13 protein-coding genes are annotated in these 16,070 nt (G+C 65.7%); 4 read left to right on the top strand and 9 right to left on the bottom strand.

All coding sequences use genetic code 11. From position 1 onward, the window contains the following. Positions 1-138 precede the first annotated feature (138 nt). The 4 genes from WD006_RS16035 to WD006_RS16020 all read left to right on the top strand — a co-directional run bounded on the left by WD006_RS16035 (position 139) and on the right by WD006_RS16020 (position 4,745). Positions 139-438, top strand: coding sequence for a DUF3649 domain-containing protein (locus WD006_RS16035; protein ID WP_029308164.1), 300 nt, complete (start codon positions 139-141; stop codon positions 436-438). Continuing rightward, a complete protein-coding gene (locus WD006_RS16030) occupies positions 438-2,066 on the top strand; it encodes a PepSY-associated TM helix domain-containing protein (RefSeq protein WP_029308163.1) in 1,629 nt (542 codons plus the stop codon). Before WD006_RS16035 ends, WD006_RS16030 begins: the two co-directional genes overlap by 1 nt. Next, positions 2,063-2,425, top strand: a complete 363-nt coding sequence (locus tag WD006_RS16025) for a DUF3325 domain-containing protein (RefSeq protein WP_029308162.1) — start codon at positions 2,063-2,065, stop codon at positions 2,423-2,425. The genes WD006_RS16030 and WD006_RS16025 overlap by 4 nt, the downstream gene beginning before the upstream one ends. 103 nt (positions 2,426-2,528) lie before the next feature. After that, on the top strand, positions 2,529-4,745 hold the full coding sequence (locus WD006_RS16020; protein ID WP_234710852.1) for a TonB-dependent receptor: 2,217 nt from the start codon (positions 2,529-2,531) through the stop codon (positions 4,743-4,745). A 58-nt stretch (positions 4,746-4,803) separates the two neighbouring features. Here WD006_RS16020 and WD006_RS16015 read toward each other — a convergent pair whose 3' ends face one another. The 9 genes from WD006_RS16015 to sbnA form a co-directional block, all read right to left on the bottom strand. Then, entirely contained in the window at positions 4,804-5,172 is a 369-nt protein-coding gene (locus WD006_RS16015) for an STAS/SEC14 domain-containing protein (protein ID WP_029308160.1), read from the bottom strand. A gap of 154 nt (positions 5,173-5,326) precedes the next feature. Continuing rightward, entirely contained in the window at positions 5,327-6,520 is a 1,194-nt protein-coding gene (locus tag WD006_RS16010) for a type III PLP-dependent enzyme (RefSeq protein WP_011515897.1), read from the bottom strand. A 38-nt stretch (positions 6,521-6,558) separates the two neighbouring features. Beyond that, positions 6,559-7,323: an HpcH/HpaI aldolase family protein gene (locus WD006_RS16005; protein ID WP_029308159.1), complete on the bottom strand. Its 765-nt coding sequence runs from the start codon at positions 7,321-7,323 to the stop codon at positions 6,559-6,561. Beyond that, positions 7,311-9,164 (bottom strand): IucA/IucC family protein, encoded by a 1,854-nt coding sequence (locus WD006_RS16000; RefSeq protein ID WP_029308158.1) that lies wholly within the window; start codon positions 9,162-9,164, stop codon positions 7,311-7,313. Before WD006_RS16000 ends, WD006_RS16005 begins: the two co-directional genes overlap by 13 nt. Before the next feature lie 5 nt (positions 9,165-9,169). Continuing rightward, positions 9,170-10,996, bottom strand: coding sequence for an IucA/IucC family protein (locus WD006_RS15995; RefSeq protein ID WP_029308157.1), 1,827 nt, complete (start codon positions 10,994-10,996; stop codon positions 9,170-9,172). Further along, complete coding sequence (locus WD006_RS15990) at positions 10,983-12,170, bottom strand: MFS transporter (RefSeq protein WP_011515901.1); 1,188 nt, start codon at positions 12,168-12,170, stop codon at positions 10,983-10,985. The genes WD006_RS15995 and WD006_RS15990 overlap by 14 nt, the downstream gene beginning before the upstream one ends. 2 nt (positions 12,171-12,172) lie before the next feature. Continuing rightward, positions 12,173-13,942, bottom strand: a complete 1,770-nt coding sequence (locus WD006_RS15985) for an IucA/IucC family protein (RefSeq protein WP_029308156.1) — start codon at positions 13,940-13,942, stop codon at positions 12,173-12,175. After that, positions 13,939-15,006 (bottom strand): 2,3-diaminopropionate biosynthesis protein SbnB, encoded by a 1,068-nt coding sequence (gene sbnB, locus WD006_RS15980; RefSeq protein WP_011515903.1) that lies wholly within the window; start codon positions 15,004-15,006, stop codon positions 13,939-13,941. Before sbnB ends, WD006_RS15985 begins: the two co-directional genes overlap by 4 nt. Next, complete coding sequence (gene sbnA / locus WD006_RS15975) at positions 15,003-16,028, bottom strand: 2,3-diaminopropionate biosynthesis protein SbnA (RefSeq protein ID WP_011515904.1); 1,026 nt, start codon at positions 16,026-16,028, stop codon at positions 15,003-15,005. The genes sbnB and sbnA overlap by 4 nt, the downstream gene beginning before the upstream one ends. Positions 16,029-16,070: the final 42 nt, after the last annotated feature.

Raw genomic sequence — 16,070 nt, 5'->3', positions numbered from 1 at the left:
TTCGTCGAGAAAGCAACATGTCTGCCAATGTCTTACCCAACGTACAACCCTCGTTCATCGTTCCCGACTCAAATCCGTAATGCAAACCATTATCATATGCGTTTGTGTTTGTTGGGCCTGAACGGAAGTCGTCGAATCATGAAGCAGCGTGTGTCGGTCGGATATCGCATGGCAATCGGCTCGCGGGTGATTGCCGCCGTTGTTGGTGGCTATGCGGTGGCTGCCCTTTGTACTGGCTGCCTGTCGCTGGCACTGGTGCGGTGGACCGATGTCGCCCGGGCGGAATCCGTGATGACGGCGACGTTGATGTCGTTCCTCTGGTTTGCGTTGGCCGTGATCTGGGTGTTCGCGGCCAGTACCGCCTGGCGCGCCTGGATCGGCTTGTGTGTGCCTGGCGTGCTGATGGCCGCCGGGTGGTTGATCCTGCGCGGTGCGTGATGGCTGAGCTGAAGAAGGGGCCGGGGTTGAGGCAGTCGATGGCCTGGCTGCATACGTGGTCGGGGCTGTTGGTGTGCTGGGTCCTTTTCCTGGTGTTCTGCGGCGGCACGGCAAGCTACGTCAAGGACGAGATCTCGCTATGGATGAAGCCGGAGCTGCACGCGTCGTGGGAGGGAGACGTATCCGCCGCTGACGTCGCGCAGCGTGCCTACGCATACCTGCAACGCGAGGCGCCTGGCGCCGAGCGCTGGTTCATCAATCTGCCGGATGCCCGGCGTCCCGCGATCTCCGTATTCTGGCTGCGCAAGCCCGGTCCGGCCGATGCCGGCAAGGGCAATCGCGCGCGCCTCGAATCACGCACGCTTGATGCCCGCACCGGTATGCCAATTCCCGGCGCCCGCGATACGCGTGGTGGCGAATTTCTCTATCGGCTTCATTTCGACCTGCACTACATACCTGCGGTCCAGGCACGCTGGATCGTGGGCATCTGCGCGATGTTCATGCTCGTGGCGATCATCAGCGGCGTGATCACACATCGGCGCATCTTCACGGACTTCTTCACGTTCCGTCCGCGCAAGGGCCCGCGCTCCTGGCTCGACGCGCACAACGCCCTGGCGGTACTGGCGCTGCCATTCCATCTGATGATCACCTATACGGGCCTGGTGACTCTCCTGTTCATGTACATGCCGTGGGGCATCCAGGCCGTCTACAAGGGCGACGAGAAGACGTTCACGGCCGAACTCGCGGCTCGCGCGCCGCGCGTCAAGGCGGCGAACGAAGCAGCGGTGCTGGCGCCGATCGCGCCGATGGTGGAGCAGGCCATGGCGCGCTGGCACGGCACGCCGCCGCAGCGGATAGCGGTGGAGCAGCCCAACAATGCCAATGCCACCGTCTCCCTGACGCGTGCGGAGAGCCGCAATATCGGCACCACGCTGCCGGTCATGGTGTTTTCGGGCGCCACTGGTGCCGTTCAGGCCGCGCTTGGCGAGAGCGTGGCCGCGGCCAGCGCCACACGCAGCACGATGGTCGGCCTGCACGTGGCGCATTTCGCACCGCCGTTACTGCGCGCGCTGTTTTTTGTCTCCGGGCTGGCCGGCGCGCTGATGGTGGCCACTGGCGCATTGCTGTGGGCGGTCAAGACGCGCCAGAGCCATGCAAAGCGTATCGCCGCCATCGGGCGCGTGCCGTTCGGGCTGCGGCTCGTCGAGGCGCTCAACCTCGGTGTCATCGCTGGTTTGCCGATTGCCTTCGCTGCCTACTTCTGGGCGAACCGGCTGCTTCCGGCCGACATGGCCCAGCGCTCCGGCATGGAGATCCGGGCCTTCTTCAGCGCCTGGGCGGTGGCGGCGCTGCTGGCGCAATGGAAACCCACGCGGGAGATGTGGCGCGTGCTGCTGTGGACCGGCGCGGGTTTGTTCGCGGGACTCCCGGTGCTCAACGCCATCACCACTGCCTCGCACCTCGGGGTGACGCTGCGCCACGGCCCGATTGCCGTCGCCGGTTTCGATCTGACCGTGCTTGCCATCGGCATTGGTATCGGTGCCGCCGCATGGATGCTTGGCAAGCGGGGCCCCGAAAAACGCGCAGCTCTTGCAGTCAGGCACCGCGCGGCGGAGGTGTCGCCATGAGCCTCGAGCCAACCGCGAGTGTCGCCGGCCTTGCCTTTGCCGTGGGCGGCTTTACCTGGCTAGCCCAGGCCATCGAGCGCCATCACGCCGACATGTTCGGGCGCGGCAGCGCGCCATCCCCCGCGCGTGTCGTACAGCTGCGCGTGCTCGGCACGCTGGCGCTACTGGCAGCGCTGGCCGCATGTGTGTTTGCCGAGGGCTGGGCTTTCGGCGTCATCTACTGGACTGGACTTCTGACAATCGGTGCGCTGACTGCGATCGGCGCATTTACCTGGGCGCCTCGTGCCACGCCACGTCTTGCACGCGTGGCGATTGGCATTGGCGTTACGACCGCCCTCGCATTGATCTGCTTTCAGTAGCGAACGGGTGGAAAAAACATTCGCGGACACGGGTTATGCCTTGCCCCTACGGTTTTTGGATCGGCCGTGGCGCAAGGGGGTTATTTCCTTTTGGAGTCTTATCTTGTCTCTTGCTGTAGAGCGTAGTGTTCAACCGCGTGCCTTGCGGCCATCCCCGATTTACCTGCGCCATCTGGTCGTGGCGCTGGCGGCCGCCGGCGTATTGCCGTCCGTGGCGCTGGCACAGGAAGATGCGCAGCCTTCCCAATCGTCGGGCGCGCCGCAAGCCGCGGCGACGTTGCCCACCGTGACCGTGCACGGCGACGCAACTCCCGATCAATTGCCGCCGCCCTATGCGGGCGGGCAGGTCGCGCGCGGTAGCCGGCTTGGCGTGCTTGGCAATCAGGACTTCATGGATGTGCCGTTCAGCATGACGACATACACGTCGCAGGCCATCCAGAATCAGCAGGCACGAAGTATTGCCGGCGTGCTGGCTGACGATCCGTTCATCCGCACCAGCTACGGCTTCGGCAACTTCTCCGAGACGTACATGGTGCGCGGTTTCCAGCTGACAGGCGACGACCTGGGCTGGAACGGCCTGTTCGGCATCGCGCCGCGTCAGCTCGTGGCGGCGGAAGCGGTCGATCGGGTGGAAACGTTCCGGGGCGCCAGCGCGTTCCTCAACGGCGTATCGCCAACCGGTACCGGCATTGGCGGGGGTATCAACCTCGTCCCGAAGTACGCCACGGTGGCGCCGATCACGCAGGCAACGATCGACTACACCAGTGATGCCCAAGTGGGTGGCGCAGTCGATGTCGGCCGCCGCTTTGGCAGCGCCAAGGAGTTTGGGGCGCGGATCAACGCGATGGCGCGTGGGGGCGATACCCCGGTCGACGCCGAGAGCCGCCAGCAGCGCCTGCTGACGCTCGGACTCGATTACCAGGGCGAGGCGTTTCGCGTCAATGCCGATTTTGGCTATCAGAAGCAGACGGTGAATCAGGGAAGAAGCACAATCCAGCTGGCTTCGGGAACGACGGCCCTGCCGCCCGTGCCGTCGGCGAGTTCGAATTTCGCGCAACCCTGGACGAACTCGATGCTCGAGGATACGTGGGGGACGATTCGCGCCGAGTACGACTTTGCGAAGGACTGGACGGCGTATGCGGCCTTCGGCATGCATCACAGCAACGAGATCGGCAACTACGGCGGTGCCACCGTCGGCAACGACGGTTTCGGCACCTCGCAGCGGCTCAGCGTGCCGTTCAAGCAGGACACAACCACCGGAGAGGTCGGGATTCGGGGTCGCTTCGTGACGGGTCCAGTCAAGCACAGCGTGAATCTGGGGTGGTCCGGATTGGAGCAGGAAAAGCGATCGGCCTACGAGATGTCCCGCACGTACGCGACCAACCTTTACGATGCCCCTGTCGTTGCGCGTCCAGCCACGGCATATTCGGGCAGCAGCATGACCGATCCACAGGTGACGGGCCGTACGAACCTGAACGGCGTGTCGGTGGCTGACACGATGTCGTTCCTGGACGACCGCGTGCTGCTTACAGCAGGCGTCCGGCATCAAGTGATCAACACGCGTGGTTACGCCTACAACACCAACGCGGTCACCCCATATGGCGACTCGGCAACGTCGCCCATGTTCGGCATCGTGATCAAGCCGCTCCAGAACCTGTCGGTGTACTACAACCACATCGAGGGACTGGCCGCCGGGCCGACGCCGCCGTCGAGCGCGACAAACCGAAACGACGTATTCCCGCCGATCAAGTCGAAGCAGGATGAGGCCGGCGTCAAATTCGATGCGGGCAAGTACGGCACAACGCTTGCGTTCTTCCAGATCAAGCAGCCCAACGGCATTACGCAAGGGAACATATTCTCGGTGGCCGGCGAGCAGCGCAACCGTGGCGTCGAGTGGAGCGTGTTTGGCGAGCCGGTGCGCGGGCTCCGGCTGCTGGGCGGCGTTGGCTATATCGATACGAAGATGTCGAACACCGGCAATGCCGCGACCGAGGGCAAGGAAGCGATCGGCGTGCCGAACTACACGCTGACGGCGAGTGCCGAATACGACCTGCCTTTCGTGCCGGGGCTGACCGTCTCGGGTCGATACATCCAGACGGGCAGCCAGCAAGCCAATGCGACCAACACGATCAGCCTGCCGTCCTGGAACCGTTTCGATCTGGGCGCGCGATACATGTTCAAGGCCGCGCAGATGCGCTACACGATGCGTGCGTCGGTGGAAAACCTTGCGGACAAGGATTACTGGGCCTCGTCGTATGGCGGCTATCTGGTGGTTGGCCAACCTCGCACGTTCAAGCTGTCCATGACCGTGGACTACTAAGCGTGCCTCGTCATGCCGGGCGGCGATGTGCCACCCGGCATGACAACGGCCCGGGCATCTACCCCACGATCCACTCGCGGGCTTCGCGGGACTGGCTCATTGGGAACGTGCGGATTTGCCCGGGCACCAGGAACCGGAACACATTGATCGAGTGCCGGACCCAGTCATGGTCCGTGACCACCGCAACGGACTCCCATTTCAGGTAGTGCGACACGCCGAGCTTGAAATCGTCCCACAGGGCGCCGGGCTCCATACTCGTTATCGTGAAGTCGGGCCCCAGCTCGTAGTAGAGGCGCACCTTCTCGCGGCCGGTCAGCACGGCATCGATGGCGGGAATCAGCACCTTCTCGTAGTCATCCCGCGTCAGCTTGCCGTTGCCGTGCACCGCGACGACGTTTGCGGGAAAGCCGTCCAGAATTTCCATCATGGTTGTTCTCCTTGCGGAACGGCGCGCCGTGGCACGCGCTCCCGATCGTTACCGGACCGGCCGGTGAGCACGACACACCACCGGACCGTCCGGTTTCACCGTATATCGGGCTAGCCCCCGGGGCAAGCATTCCTTGCGAATCGTCCCGGTAGGATCAAGGTTGACCGCCGATGAAGACGCGCTCGGGGTGCGGATGGCTCAGGAAGTCGTGGTGCGAGATATGCCAGCCGTACGCGCCAGCCATGGTGAAAGCGATGCGATCTCCGACACGCAGCCGATCCACTGGCACCTCGCGCGCCAGCACATCCTTCGGCGTACAGAGTTCGCCACACAGCGTCACTGGCTGCCGCTCTACCACGGGCCTCGGAAACGGATAGTCCCAGTGGTCATTCGGCAGCACCTGGAACGGATGGTTGTGCTGCCATGACACGGGCAGCCGGAAGTGGTGCGTGCCACCGCGCAGCACCGCGAACCATTTGTCGTGATTCCGCTTCAGGTCGATGACCTCGGCAACATAGCAGCCACAGCCCGCGCTGATAAAGCGGCCGCACTCGAAGACGATGCGCGTACTCGGCGCTGTCTCCCGCAGCAGGGCAGCCAGTCCATGGCAAAAACGGTCCCAGTCGAAGTGGCGCTCCGGATTCTGATAGTCGATGCCGATGCCACCACCGACGTTCAGCCATTCGAGTGTCAGGCCGTGCAGGTCGCGCAGGCGCTTGGCCAGCGCGATATGGCGGTCGATCAGGGCCAGATGGGTGTCGGCATCGAGACTGTTGGACCCGGCGTGCACATGCAGGCCAACCACGCGCACATTGGGCATCGTGCGGGACTGCGCCAGCACATCGGGTAGCAGGGCCTCGTCGATGCCGAACTGCGTGGCGCCGCCGCCCATCTGGAGCGTGGCGCCGGGCAGACCGTAGGCGGGGTTCGCGCGAAGCAGCACATCGGCGCAGCGGCCTTGCCGTCGTGCTACGGCATCCAGCCGACTTAGCTGCAGCGTGCTTTCCACGTGAATCAGGCCGACGCCAAGACGCAGCGCGCCTTCGAGCTCGGCATCGGTCTTGCCCGGGCCGCCGAATGCGATGGGTACTTCGGCATCGACGCCGCGGACGCGCTCGATCTCGCCGAACGAGGCCACTTCGAAACCATCGGCCACACCGAGCAAGGCCCGAAGGACGGGCGCGTCGCTGTTGGCCTTCACGGCGTAATACAGTGCGCATTGCTCCGGCAGCGCCGCCCGCAAGCGTGTCGTGCGCAGGCGCAGATCGTCGAGATCGTAGAGATAGGCGCAGACCGGCTCGCGAGTATCCCGCCCGGCGATGTAGCGGGTAACGTGTGTCAGATCCATGGTTGTTCCTGTTCGAGGCAGCTTATGTCCTGCTGCTGCTAGGCAATGCACGCCTGCCGGTGGGCGGCCATCGCACGGCGGGCGATGCCGCGATCGTCGCCAAGCACCATCATCCGGGTGCCCCGTGCACGCCATGCGGCGGCGTCAGCGGGTGTACGGGGCAGGGCGCAGAAGTGTTTGTCATGACGCAACGCGGCGGCGGCGATCGTATCCACGGCGTCGCGCACGTGCGGATGGCGGGTTTGCCACGGCACGCCCAGCGACTGGGAGAGATCGGCCGCACCTTCGAGCAGCACGTCGACGCCCCGTTGCGCCGCGATGTCATCGGCGTTGCGCAAGCCCGCGGCGTCTTCGATCATCGCCACAACGAGCGTGTGCCGTGCGGCGTCCTCGGCGGCTTCGCACAGATCGTCCCGGCCGTAGCCGCTGTGCCAGGTGGCATTGAGGCCGCGCTTGCCTGCCGGGATGCCGCAGGTGTGGTGGCAGTATGCCACCGCTTCGCTTGCCCGCGCTGCACCGGTAATGCGCGGGAAGACAATCCCTTGCGCGCCGGCGTCCAGCGCCGGTGCCACCTGATGCAACGCTGCCACGCGCACCAGCGGAGCGATGCCACTGGCACGCGCCGCCAGCAGCATCGCGCCAAGCAATGCGCCATCGATCAGCGTGTGCTCCAGATCGATCACCGCGAAGTCGTAGCCAGCGGCGGCGATCAGTTCCACCGTGAGCGGTGCCGGTGTCGAGCAGAACAGGCCGACGATGGGTTCGCTGCCTGGTGTGAGCAAGCGCTGCTTCAACGATTGCACGATGCCTCCGTCGGTGCGTGGGCTGTCGTAAGCCTGGTTGCGGGCGCGGCTGTGGGCGAGCCGGTGAGCGCTGATGTGGGCGCACTTGCGAGCGGGTTCGGTGCGTCGCGTGTGCGCAGGCGGACTTCCGGCAGAAAGCGGCGGCTCGCCAGCAGCTCGATGGCAATGGTCGGCGCAAAGCAATCGAAGCGCGCAAATCGTTCGGCCAGCTCCGGATGATCGGCCTGGTAATCGCGGATCACGCCGGCGACGATACGCCAGAACTCAGGTTCTTCCAGATAGCCATGGTCGGCCAGCATCGCGCCGAACTCGGCCAGATTGACGAAGAACAGGGCGTCGCAGGTGAAGTCGCGCAGTTCGTCGGCATCGTCGGTCTCGATAAACGAGTTTGGATTGACCAGCGCGTGCTCCGGCGGCGGGGCCGTCAGCGTGGGCGGCTCCGCCGACAGCCATTGGCGCGAGAAACGCACGCCGTCGTGGAAGTCCTTGAGCGCGACGCGCTCGGGCAGTCCATCCACGTGGATCAGCAGCATGTTCTGCGCATGGGATTCCAGGGCGATTCCATGAACCCACAGCAGGTGCAGCACCGGCAGCCATGCGCGTTCGATCAGCCGACGCACCCATGTGGCGGCACCGTACCGATCGAGCCAAGGCGCAAGCAGGGGCTCGCCATCGCTGTCGCGGTGGGCGAGGGCGGTCATCGGCAGCGCGCGCTCTCCCGGGGCGAGATGGCCGTGGATGCTTTCGCGCCAGATGCACGACAACGCGCCGTACTGTCCCTGAGCGGGTGCCGCCGGCATGTAGCTGACGCCCGCCACCTCGCGCAACAGGATCGGCGCGGCTATCGGGGGCGTCCACGTCGTGCCTCCCACCAGGCTGGCCAGCCAGTCGCTCAGCGGCGCGGCGTTGCAGACCGTATGCGGCGCCAGCACGCGCGACGTCGACGTGTTCACCATGTTCATGGCCAGTTTCAGCGATGGCGCTCCGGGGTGATCCAGACTGGCCAGCGTACGAATCGATTGCTGGGGCAGGTAGCGCTCGGGAAGTGTGCCGATGGCGATCAGATCACCTTGCGCGAAGGCGGCGTGGAACGTCGGCGCGGCAACCTCCGCCCATTGCCAAGGGTGGACCGGTAGCGGCAGGTAGTCGGCCGGGTCAGCGCCGTATCGGGCAAGCGCCGCGTCAAAGCGCTGACGCGCGGCATCACTCAGCAAGGCGCCAGCGCTCTGCCCGGGCACGGTGGCGCTGGCCGACGTGCGGCAACGATCCCGTCGCGCGGCCAGCAGCACGGGATGTACTGCCGAGGCGCATTCCGGGGCGAAACGCGCGTTGTCGATCATGGTGAAGCCAAGGCGCGACTTGTAGGACGGGTGGTAGGGATGCGCGCCAGTCAGGCGTGCCTCGACGGTGTCGTAGTCGGCGTCGCGCAGCAGTTGGCCGCTGGCGCCGTTCGCGTGGTGCGAGTGCGCATCCTTGAGCTGCGTGGATAGCAGTTCCATCGCGAACTGCTGAATGCGCTGGGGATCGGCGTCGAACTGGCCGGCGAGTTCGTGCAGCAGGCGCGATACATCGTCCGCCGCCGTCTCGTCGCCACCGTGCGCGCGTATCACGTTGCCCAGGCGGATGCGGCCAAATGCATCGATGCGCCTGACCGCGCAGCGGTACCGCACCGGTTGGCCATCGGCTGCAACGGCTGGGAGCGTGACGGACCCGGTGGTCCAGTGGGTGTCGCGAAACACGTCCTCGAACAGCAGCGCCTCCATGAGTTGGCGGATCACGCGTTGCGTGGCACGGCGATAGTGATCGCTCTGGATCAGGGCTTGATAGTCGTCGATCTGCATGGCGGTCACGCGTGCGGGTGATGAAGCGGGTTGGCGATGGCTACCCAGGCTGGTGTTTCGCCGTGCCGTCCGAAGCAGCTCAGCAGGTTGGCTTTGGCGGGCAGCGTGGGCATGGCTGCGAGCTGTGCCAGTACCGTTCGGGCGGTGGGGCCGTCGTCATGCAGGGCGCGGGCGGTCTGTTGCCACAGCGTTGCCTCGTTGCCATGGCCGGTACGGGCGATGCACGCGATGCAATGGCCGATGTGGTTCACCATCACGTAATAGGCAAAACGGTGCAGCGCTGCGTCGTCGTCGTAGAGCGCCGGGCTGCTGTCGAGGTCGTCCGCCCAGGGATACCGGTCTCGGCTGATGCTGACGCCCTCCATGTCACGCACATAGCCGTGCGCGGGCCAGCCTTCGTGGAAGGAAACCATGCTGTTCTGCAGATGCGCTTCGAGGCTGATGCCATAGTCACCGAACAGGCGCGTTAGCGGCAGCAGGGTGACTTCCAGATAGCGCGCCCACCAGCGGCTGACGTCTTCCACCGTCGGTGATGCGCCCAGCGCCTGGCGCAAGTGGGTCGCAAGCAGACTCGTGCCATGCGGTGGGTCTTCCAGCACAGTCGCCAGCACTTGGGCGGAATCGCCATGTCGCTCGGGCAGGCCCTGACGAAAGATGACCGCGGTGCTGGCACGGAGTCCGGGGTCGTCGACGGCCAGCACTGCGCCGCCAAGCTCGGTCAGTACCGTGAAGCGATCGTTGGCGCGGGCCGATGCCGGTACTCGCGCGATGGCACGACTTGCATCGAGTGCGCGCAGCACGTGCTCGGGAGGATTGTTGCGGACGAAATTGGTGATCCGCACATCGATCGCGAGCTTCAGGAACAGGCGCTGGCGTGGCAGCCATACGGTACGTACCGAGGACGTTGGCCAGGCGAGTTCGCCCCGTTGTCCGAGCGACAGCAGCGCGCCACGCGCGATCAGTGCGCGGATGGCGGGTTGCTGCAGCAAGTGCCGAGCTTGCCACGGGTGGCAGGGCAGCAGCCGATACTCGCCGTCGCGCAGCAGGGGGGCGGCGAACGCCATGACCTCCGGATCAATCGGCAATGGTCCGTGACCGGCGCTGTGGGACGCGAAGTGCTCGTTGGCTACCGCCAGGTAGTGCAGCGGAAATGCGGTGCCGAACTCTGGCGCGTATCGGCGCAGGTCGTCTTGCGTGAATCCTTCGGATGCCTTCGATGTTCCATGGAAGGCATGGCCGAAGCGCAACCGCTGCTCGGCAGCGATGAAGGTCGACGGCGCGGAAGACGCGGGCGCATCGGCGTGATAGAGCCGGGCCTTCTGCGCACTGTTGCGCATCAACGCGGCAAAACGCGCGGGCCATTCGTCCGTGGCTGCAGCAGGAAAGCTGGTGGCCAATGCATCGACGATGGCGTCGACGAGGGGCTCCGCCTGGACCAGTGGCGTGGGCTGGCCATCCTCGGGATCGAGCATAGCGGCGTGGGCGACCTGGTGGTATCCGATCGGCGACACGTAGTCGAGCGCGGCCGCGAGCCATCGGTGGTTGCCACCCGAGTGGGGCAGTGCGATCACGGCAGTACGGCGGCCCGACGCCTGCCATACCGACAGCGTTGGGTCGAGCGCTGCGGGAACAGGATGATCGGCCGACAGGTGAGCGCGGCCGCAGGGATCGTGGATGCCGTTTTCGCGGCAGTAGGTGTTGAAAAACTGTTCGATCAGGCGCCGCTCCACCGGATCGACAGATGGGGTTGTCGCGGAGAAAGCACGTTTGGCGTACAGCACGGAGACTGCAGGTTCGACTGAGAGTATTGACACGGTGTTACCTCGCATCATGGACAGGGGCGAATGAAGGAGAACGGTCTGGCAGGATCAGCAGGGCAGATACGGCAAACATGGCGGCCGTTACCCAGAGCGCGGCGTTCGGGCCACCGAGCGGCAGACTGACCATCACGGCCAGCGGTCCGACGAGTTGGCCGGCCGTCATCGCGCTTCGCGCCACGCCCGTGGCGGTGCCGTGCAGCGCTGCGGGAAGCACCCGATGGCAATGGGCGAGCACGGACAGCGCCAGTGCGGCAAACAGCGCGCCGTGAATCACGCGGAGCAGCGCGATCTGCCAGAGCGCGGTGGCCAGCGGCAGCAGTGCAATGGCCGCCGCGCATCCGGATGCGGCAAGGAGAAAATGCCGCCCGGACGCCACGCGATCATTGCGCGCGCCCCACCAGGGGCTGGCGAACATCGCCGCGAGCCAGCCGAGCGCGTGGAGCGTGCCCGCTTTGCTGGCTAGCAGCGCATCGTGCGGCGCGCGCTGCTGCAGGTAGAGCACGAACACGTTGACGAGCGCGAACGCGCCCGCCTGCGACAGACAGGCGGCGGCCAGCCAGCGGCGCAGCATCAGCACATCGCGGATGGGCCGACGCTTGCCAGTGGAAGGCACCGGCGCGGTGTGCGCAGGCATGTCGCGCAACAGGGTCGACAGCGCTAACGTCAGCAAGGCATTGAGCGCCGCCACCGCAAACAGCATCGGACGTGGTGACCAGACATCCTGCAACACGCCGCCGAGCACCGGGCCCAGCAGTGCGCCGGCTGCCACCGCCGACTCCTGAAGGCCAAACGCCCAGTTGCGCGAGGCGGGCGCGCTAACGTGTCCGATGCATGCGGTCAGCATCACGCCGATGGCGCTGGCGCCTTGCAATACCCGACCGACGATGAATCCGGCGACATGCTGCGAAGTGGCCAGGATCAGCACGCTGACCGTGAAGACGACCAGTGACACGAGCAAGACCGGGCGATGACCGACGCGATCGCACCAGATGCCGGTGAACGGCGCCACCGCGAGCGCCCCGACCGCGGGCGCGGCCAGCGCGACACTGCTCCAGTCGGTGCCATGCGTGCCCGGCATGGCTTGCAGGTAGAGCGGCAGAATCGGCACGAGCGTCATCAGACCCGTGGTGACCACCGCCTGTGTGGTCAGCAGCACTGTCAGCGTTTGGGGGCGATTGGGACGCATGACTATGGCTCCGGCTGGCGTAGCGGATTCGGCAGGCTGCCCATCGCACTGGGCATTCCCGTGCCGATCGCTTCGCGGGCGAGCAATGGCGCGAGCACTTGCTTGAACGGCCACGTGTCGGCTTCCAGCAGCGCATGCCGGGCGATGGCCGCAACGTGAGGTCTGGCGATGACGCCTTCGCGTAGCAGGGCGTCGATCTGTTCACGCACGATGCGCCAGCCGATGTTCTCGTCGGCGCCATACGCGTCGGCAATGGCCACCGCCATTGCGAACAGGTTCACGCCAATGCCTAGCGTCTGCAGGTAAGCAAGCAAGGCATCGGGCGCGTCCAGGATCAGCGTGTTGGGCGTGGAGCGATCGATGGCGTAGTCGGGTGCCGGTACACCCACGTCGGCCATCAACGCCGGGCAGATGCGCAGCGTGTCGTGATCGCGCAGCACGAGGCCGTGCAGGCCAGGACCGTTTTCTGTCGGGGCGATCACCAGCAGCACGTTCTGGCCATGCAACTCGGGCATGACGCCGTGTGCGAAGCAACGCAGGCTGGCTTCCAGTAACAGGTGGGAGATATGCCGGAACCAGTCCCATGCCTGTTCAGAGTCGTTGGCACCCAGCGCACGCAACGCGGGGAGTTCGCCGTCGCTGGTGACAGCGGCGCAGGCTGCCATTGGCATCAACCAGCTACCGGGCGGCAGCTGCTCTGGCGCGGGATAGCGGCGCAACAGGCAAGCCAGTTCGCCGGGCTCGCGCGTCAGGACGTCATGCTGCCGCAAGGACCACCAGTCCTGCTCGTCGCACAGGAACAGGTGTTGGTCCAGCCACGCATCACGCGCCTGTAGCCGGGCAAGGCATGCCTGCGCGAGCACGCCGTTCTGGAGATACCGGGGTGGCAGTGTCCGCGTTGCGCCCAGGGCTTGCACGCTGAGCGAAAGCTTCACGTGCAAGGGATATGGCTCAGACGAGTCCGGGACGGCCATCGAACGAAGCGACGCGGTAGGCCACGCATCGCCGTGGTTGCCCAGATCAATCCACGACATGCCGGACAGATGACGCCGCTGCCACGGATGCATCGGGAACCAGAGGTGAGAGGCATCGGTCCGGGCCGTCTCCGCCCAGGTATGCAGCCGCTCGAAGGCGTGCGGGCTTAACAAGGCTTTGGCGATGGGTTGGCCGGTTTCCGGCACGCGTACGCTGCCGCGCACCTGATTGCGCGGTAGCGCCACCCATCGCAGCTGCAGCGGTTGGCCCGTTTCGGCGTGATACCCGGGCGTGTCGGGGCGCCCCTTGTTCCCCCAAGCCTTGGCGCGCGCGAGGGGGTGGAAGGGTCGGTCACGGAGGCAAGTCAGTGCTTCCCAATGCATCAGTGCTTCGGGGGCGGCGCGCGCTTTCTCCACGATGGTGTCCTCGTGGGCGAATGTGTGGGCGGATTGGGCGCGAGCCAGTTCGAACAGTGCGCGCAAACGCTCGCTGCACTGCGGCCACCAGTCGGCGGCTTGTAGCGCCGCCAATGCAGCCGCGCCATCGACCGTGGTCTCCGCGCCATCGCGCCGCAGTGTCAACGTGGCATCCTTCACGGCCAACGGGCGAATGCCGTGCAAGCGCCGCCCGCGTGCATGAAGCTCTCCCGCCCGACCGAGCGCGATGACGAGCGACGCGCCTTGCCCGGCGTCGTGATCCACGATACGCGCGTGGTTGCGGAATCCATGCAGGTCCTCCAGCCACAGCGCGTCGATCAGGTCCTGCACCAGCAGGCGTTCGTGGAAGCCGCCACTCATAGCAGCGGCAGGCGCGTGCCGGCGTTGCGTTCCAGCGCCAGGTGGTAGAAGTGGCGCGCGCAGACCATGTCGTCGAGCGCCATGCCCATCGGATTGAGCAGGATGATCTCGTCGTCGCGCTCGCGGCCGGGCTTCCTGCCGATCACGATCTCGCCCAGTTCCGCGTGCAATTGCTCGCGGCTGAAGCGGCCTTCGAGCACAAGCTGGTTGATGATTTTCTTTTCGCGGTTGGACTGGTCCCAGTCGTCGACGATCACCTTGTCGACCTTCTCGTAAACATCCTTGTGCACGTCCATGATCGACACGTTGCAGACGAAGGCGCCGGTCTTGAGCCAGGCGTGTTCGAGGTATGGCGTATCGGTGACCGTGCAGGTCACCACCACGTCGGCGGCGCGTACGGCCAGTTCGGCGCTGCCGCACAGTTCCCAGCCCACGGCGGGAAAGCGGCTGCCGAGCATCGACCGCATTGCATGCATGGCGTCGCGCGAGAGATCGAACAGGTGCACGGCGCGGATCTGCGGGAATTGCTCGAGGAGCGTCTGCATCTGCATCTGTGCGATCGGGCCGCAGCCGATGCAGGCGACATCGGTGAAGCCGCTACGCGCCAGATGCCGCGTGGCCACTGCCGTGATGGCGGCGGTGCGCATGCCGCTGATCAGGCCGCCTTCCATGATCGCCACCGGGTAGTTGGTGGTGGCGTCGTTGAGCACGATCACCGCGCTGGCGCGCTCCAGGCCGAATCGCGCGGGGTTGTGCTGGCGGCTGCCGATCCACTTGATGCCGGCGATTGGGTTGTCGCCGCCGATGTAGCAGGGCATCGCGATGATGCGGTCGGCGATATGGTCGGCGCCGGACCAGCGCAGATAGGGCTTGAGTGGCTGCACATGCTCGCCGCGCGCGTGGATGGCGAGCCCTTCGGTAATGGCTTGCACGAAGGCATCGGAGTGGCCCGCGCCCAGCGCGATCAGGTCGTCGCGGCTCAGGTAGCGTAGTTCGGGCTTGGTGTGGGAGGGGTTCGATGCAGAGGGCAAGGTGGTGGCTGTGAGCGTGGGCGAGTTGGTCATGCGGACACTCCGGCGGGGATCAATGAGGCAACGGTAGGAAGAGCGGCGAGGTTCGGCACGGCGCGACGCGCGGCGATGCGTGCGAGCCAGGCGTCGTCATAAACGGTGTCCAGATAGCGTTCGCCGCGATCTGGGAACAGGGTGAGAATGCGCAGCGGTCGATGGCTGACCGGCGTGGCGTGTAGGACCTGCTCGATGGCAGCGACGACCGCGCCGGAAGATCCGCCCGCGAAGATGCCTTCGCGCGCCAGCAGGCGCCGGCACGCCGTGGCGGCGGTGTAGTCGTCGATATGGATCACTTCGTCGATCTCGTCCCGGCACAGCAATTCCGGCACGCGGCTGGCGCCAATGCCCGGCAGCTCGCGCGCTTGCGACGGTTGGCCGAACAGCACGGAACCGACTGCGTCGACGCCTACCACGCGCATCGACGGCCATGCCTTGCGCAGCCGTCGCGCAATACCATGCACGGTGCCGGACGTGCTGACGCCGAGCACCAGCACATCTGCCGGCTGGGCAAGCTGCGCCAATATCTCGGCGGCCTCGCCGTAGTAGTGGCTTTCCCAGTTGAGCGGATTGGCGTACTGGTTGATCCAGATCGCATCGCGCTGTTCGCGCAACATCTGACGCACCCGCTCGATACGCGTTTCCAGGTATCCGCCCTGGCTGTCCTTCGCGGTCACCTGCTCGATGCCCGCGCCGTAGCAACGCAGGATCTTCAGGTTGGTGGGCGAGATCTTGGGATCGACCACCGCCGTGAAGCGCAGCCCCTTGAGGCCGCAGATCATCGCCAGGGCGATGGCGAGGTTGCCCGACGAGCTTTCGATGACATGGGAGTGCGGCCCGATCGCTCCTTCGGTCAGGCCTTTCTCCACGATGTAGCGCGCGGGCCGGTCCTTGACGCTGCCGGCCGGATTGAGCAGTTCCAGTTTGGCGAAGACCTCCGCGTCCGCGCGGCCGAAGAGCCGGCGTAGCTGGACCAATGGCGTGTTGCCGATACTCTCGATGATGCTGTTGCAGACCATGGTGCAAATCTCCTTGCTGATAGGGCGCTGTAGTGCATGGCA

It is taken from the genome of Cupriavidus sp. Met-2 (genome assembly GCF_049843575.1).
Lineage (GTDB): Bacteria > Pseudomonadota > Gammaproteobacteria > Burkholderiales > Burkholderiaceae > Cupriavidus > Cupriavidus metallidurans.
This window is presented reverse-complemented; position numbering and strand designations above follow the sequence as displayed.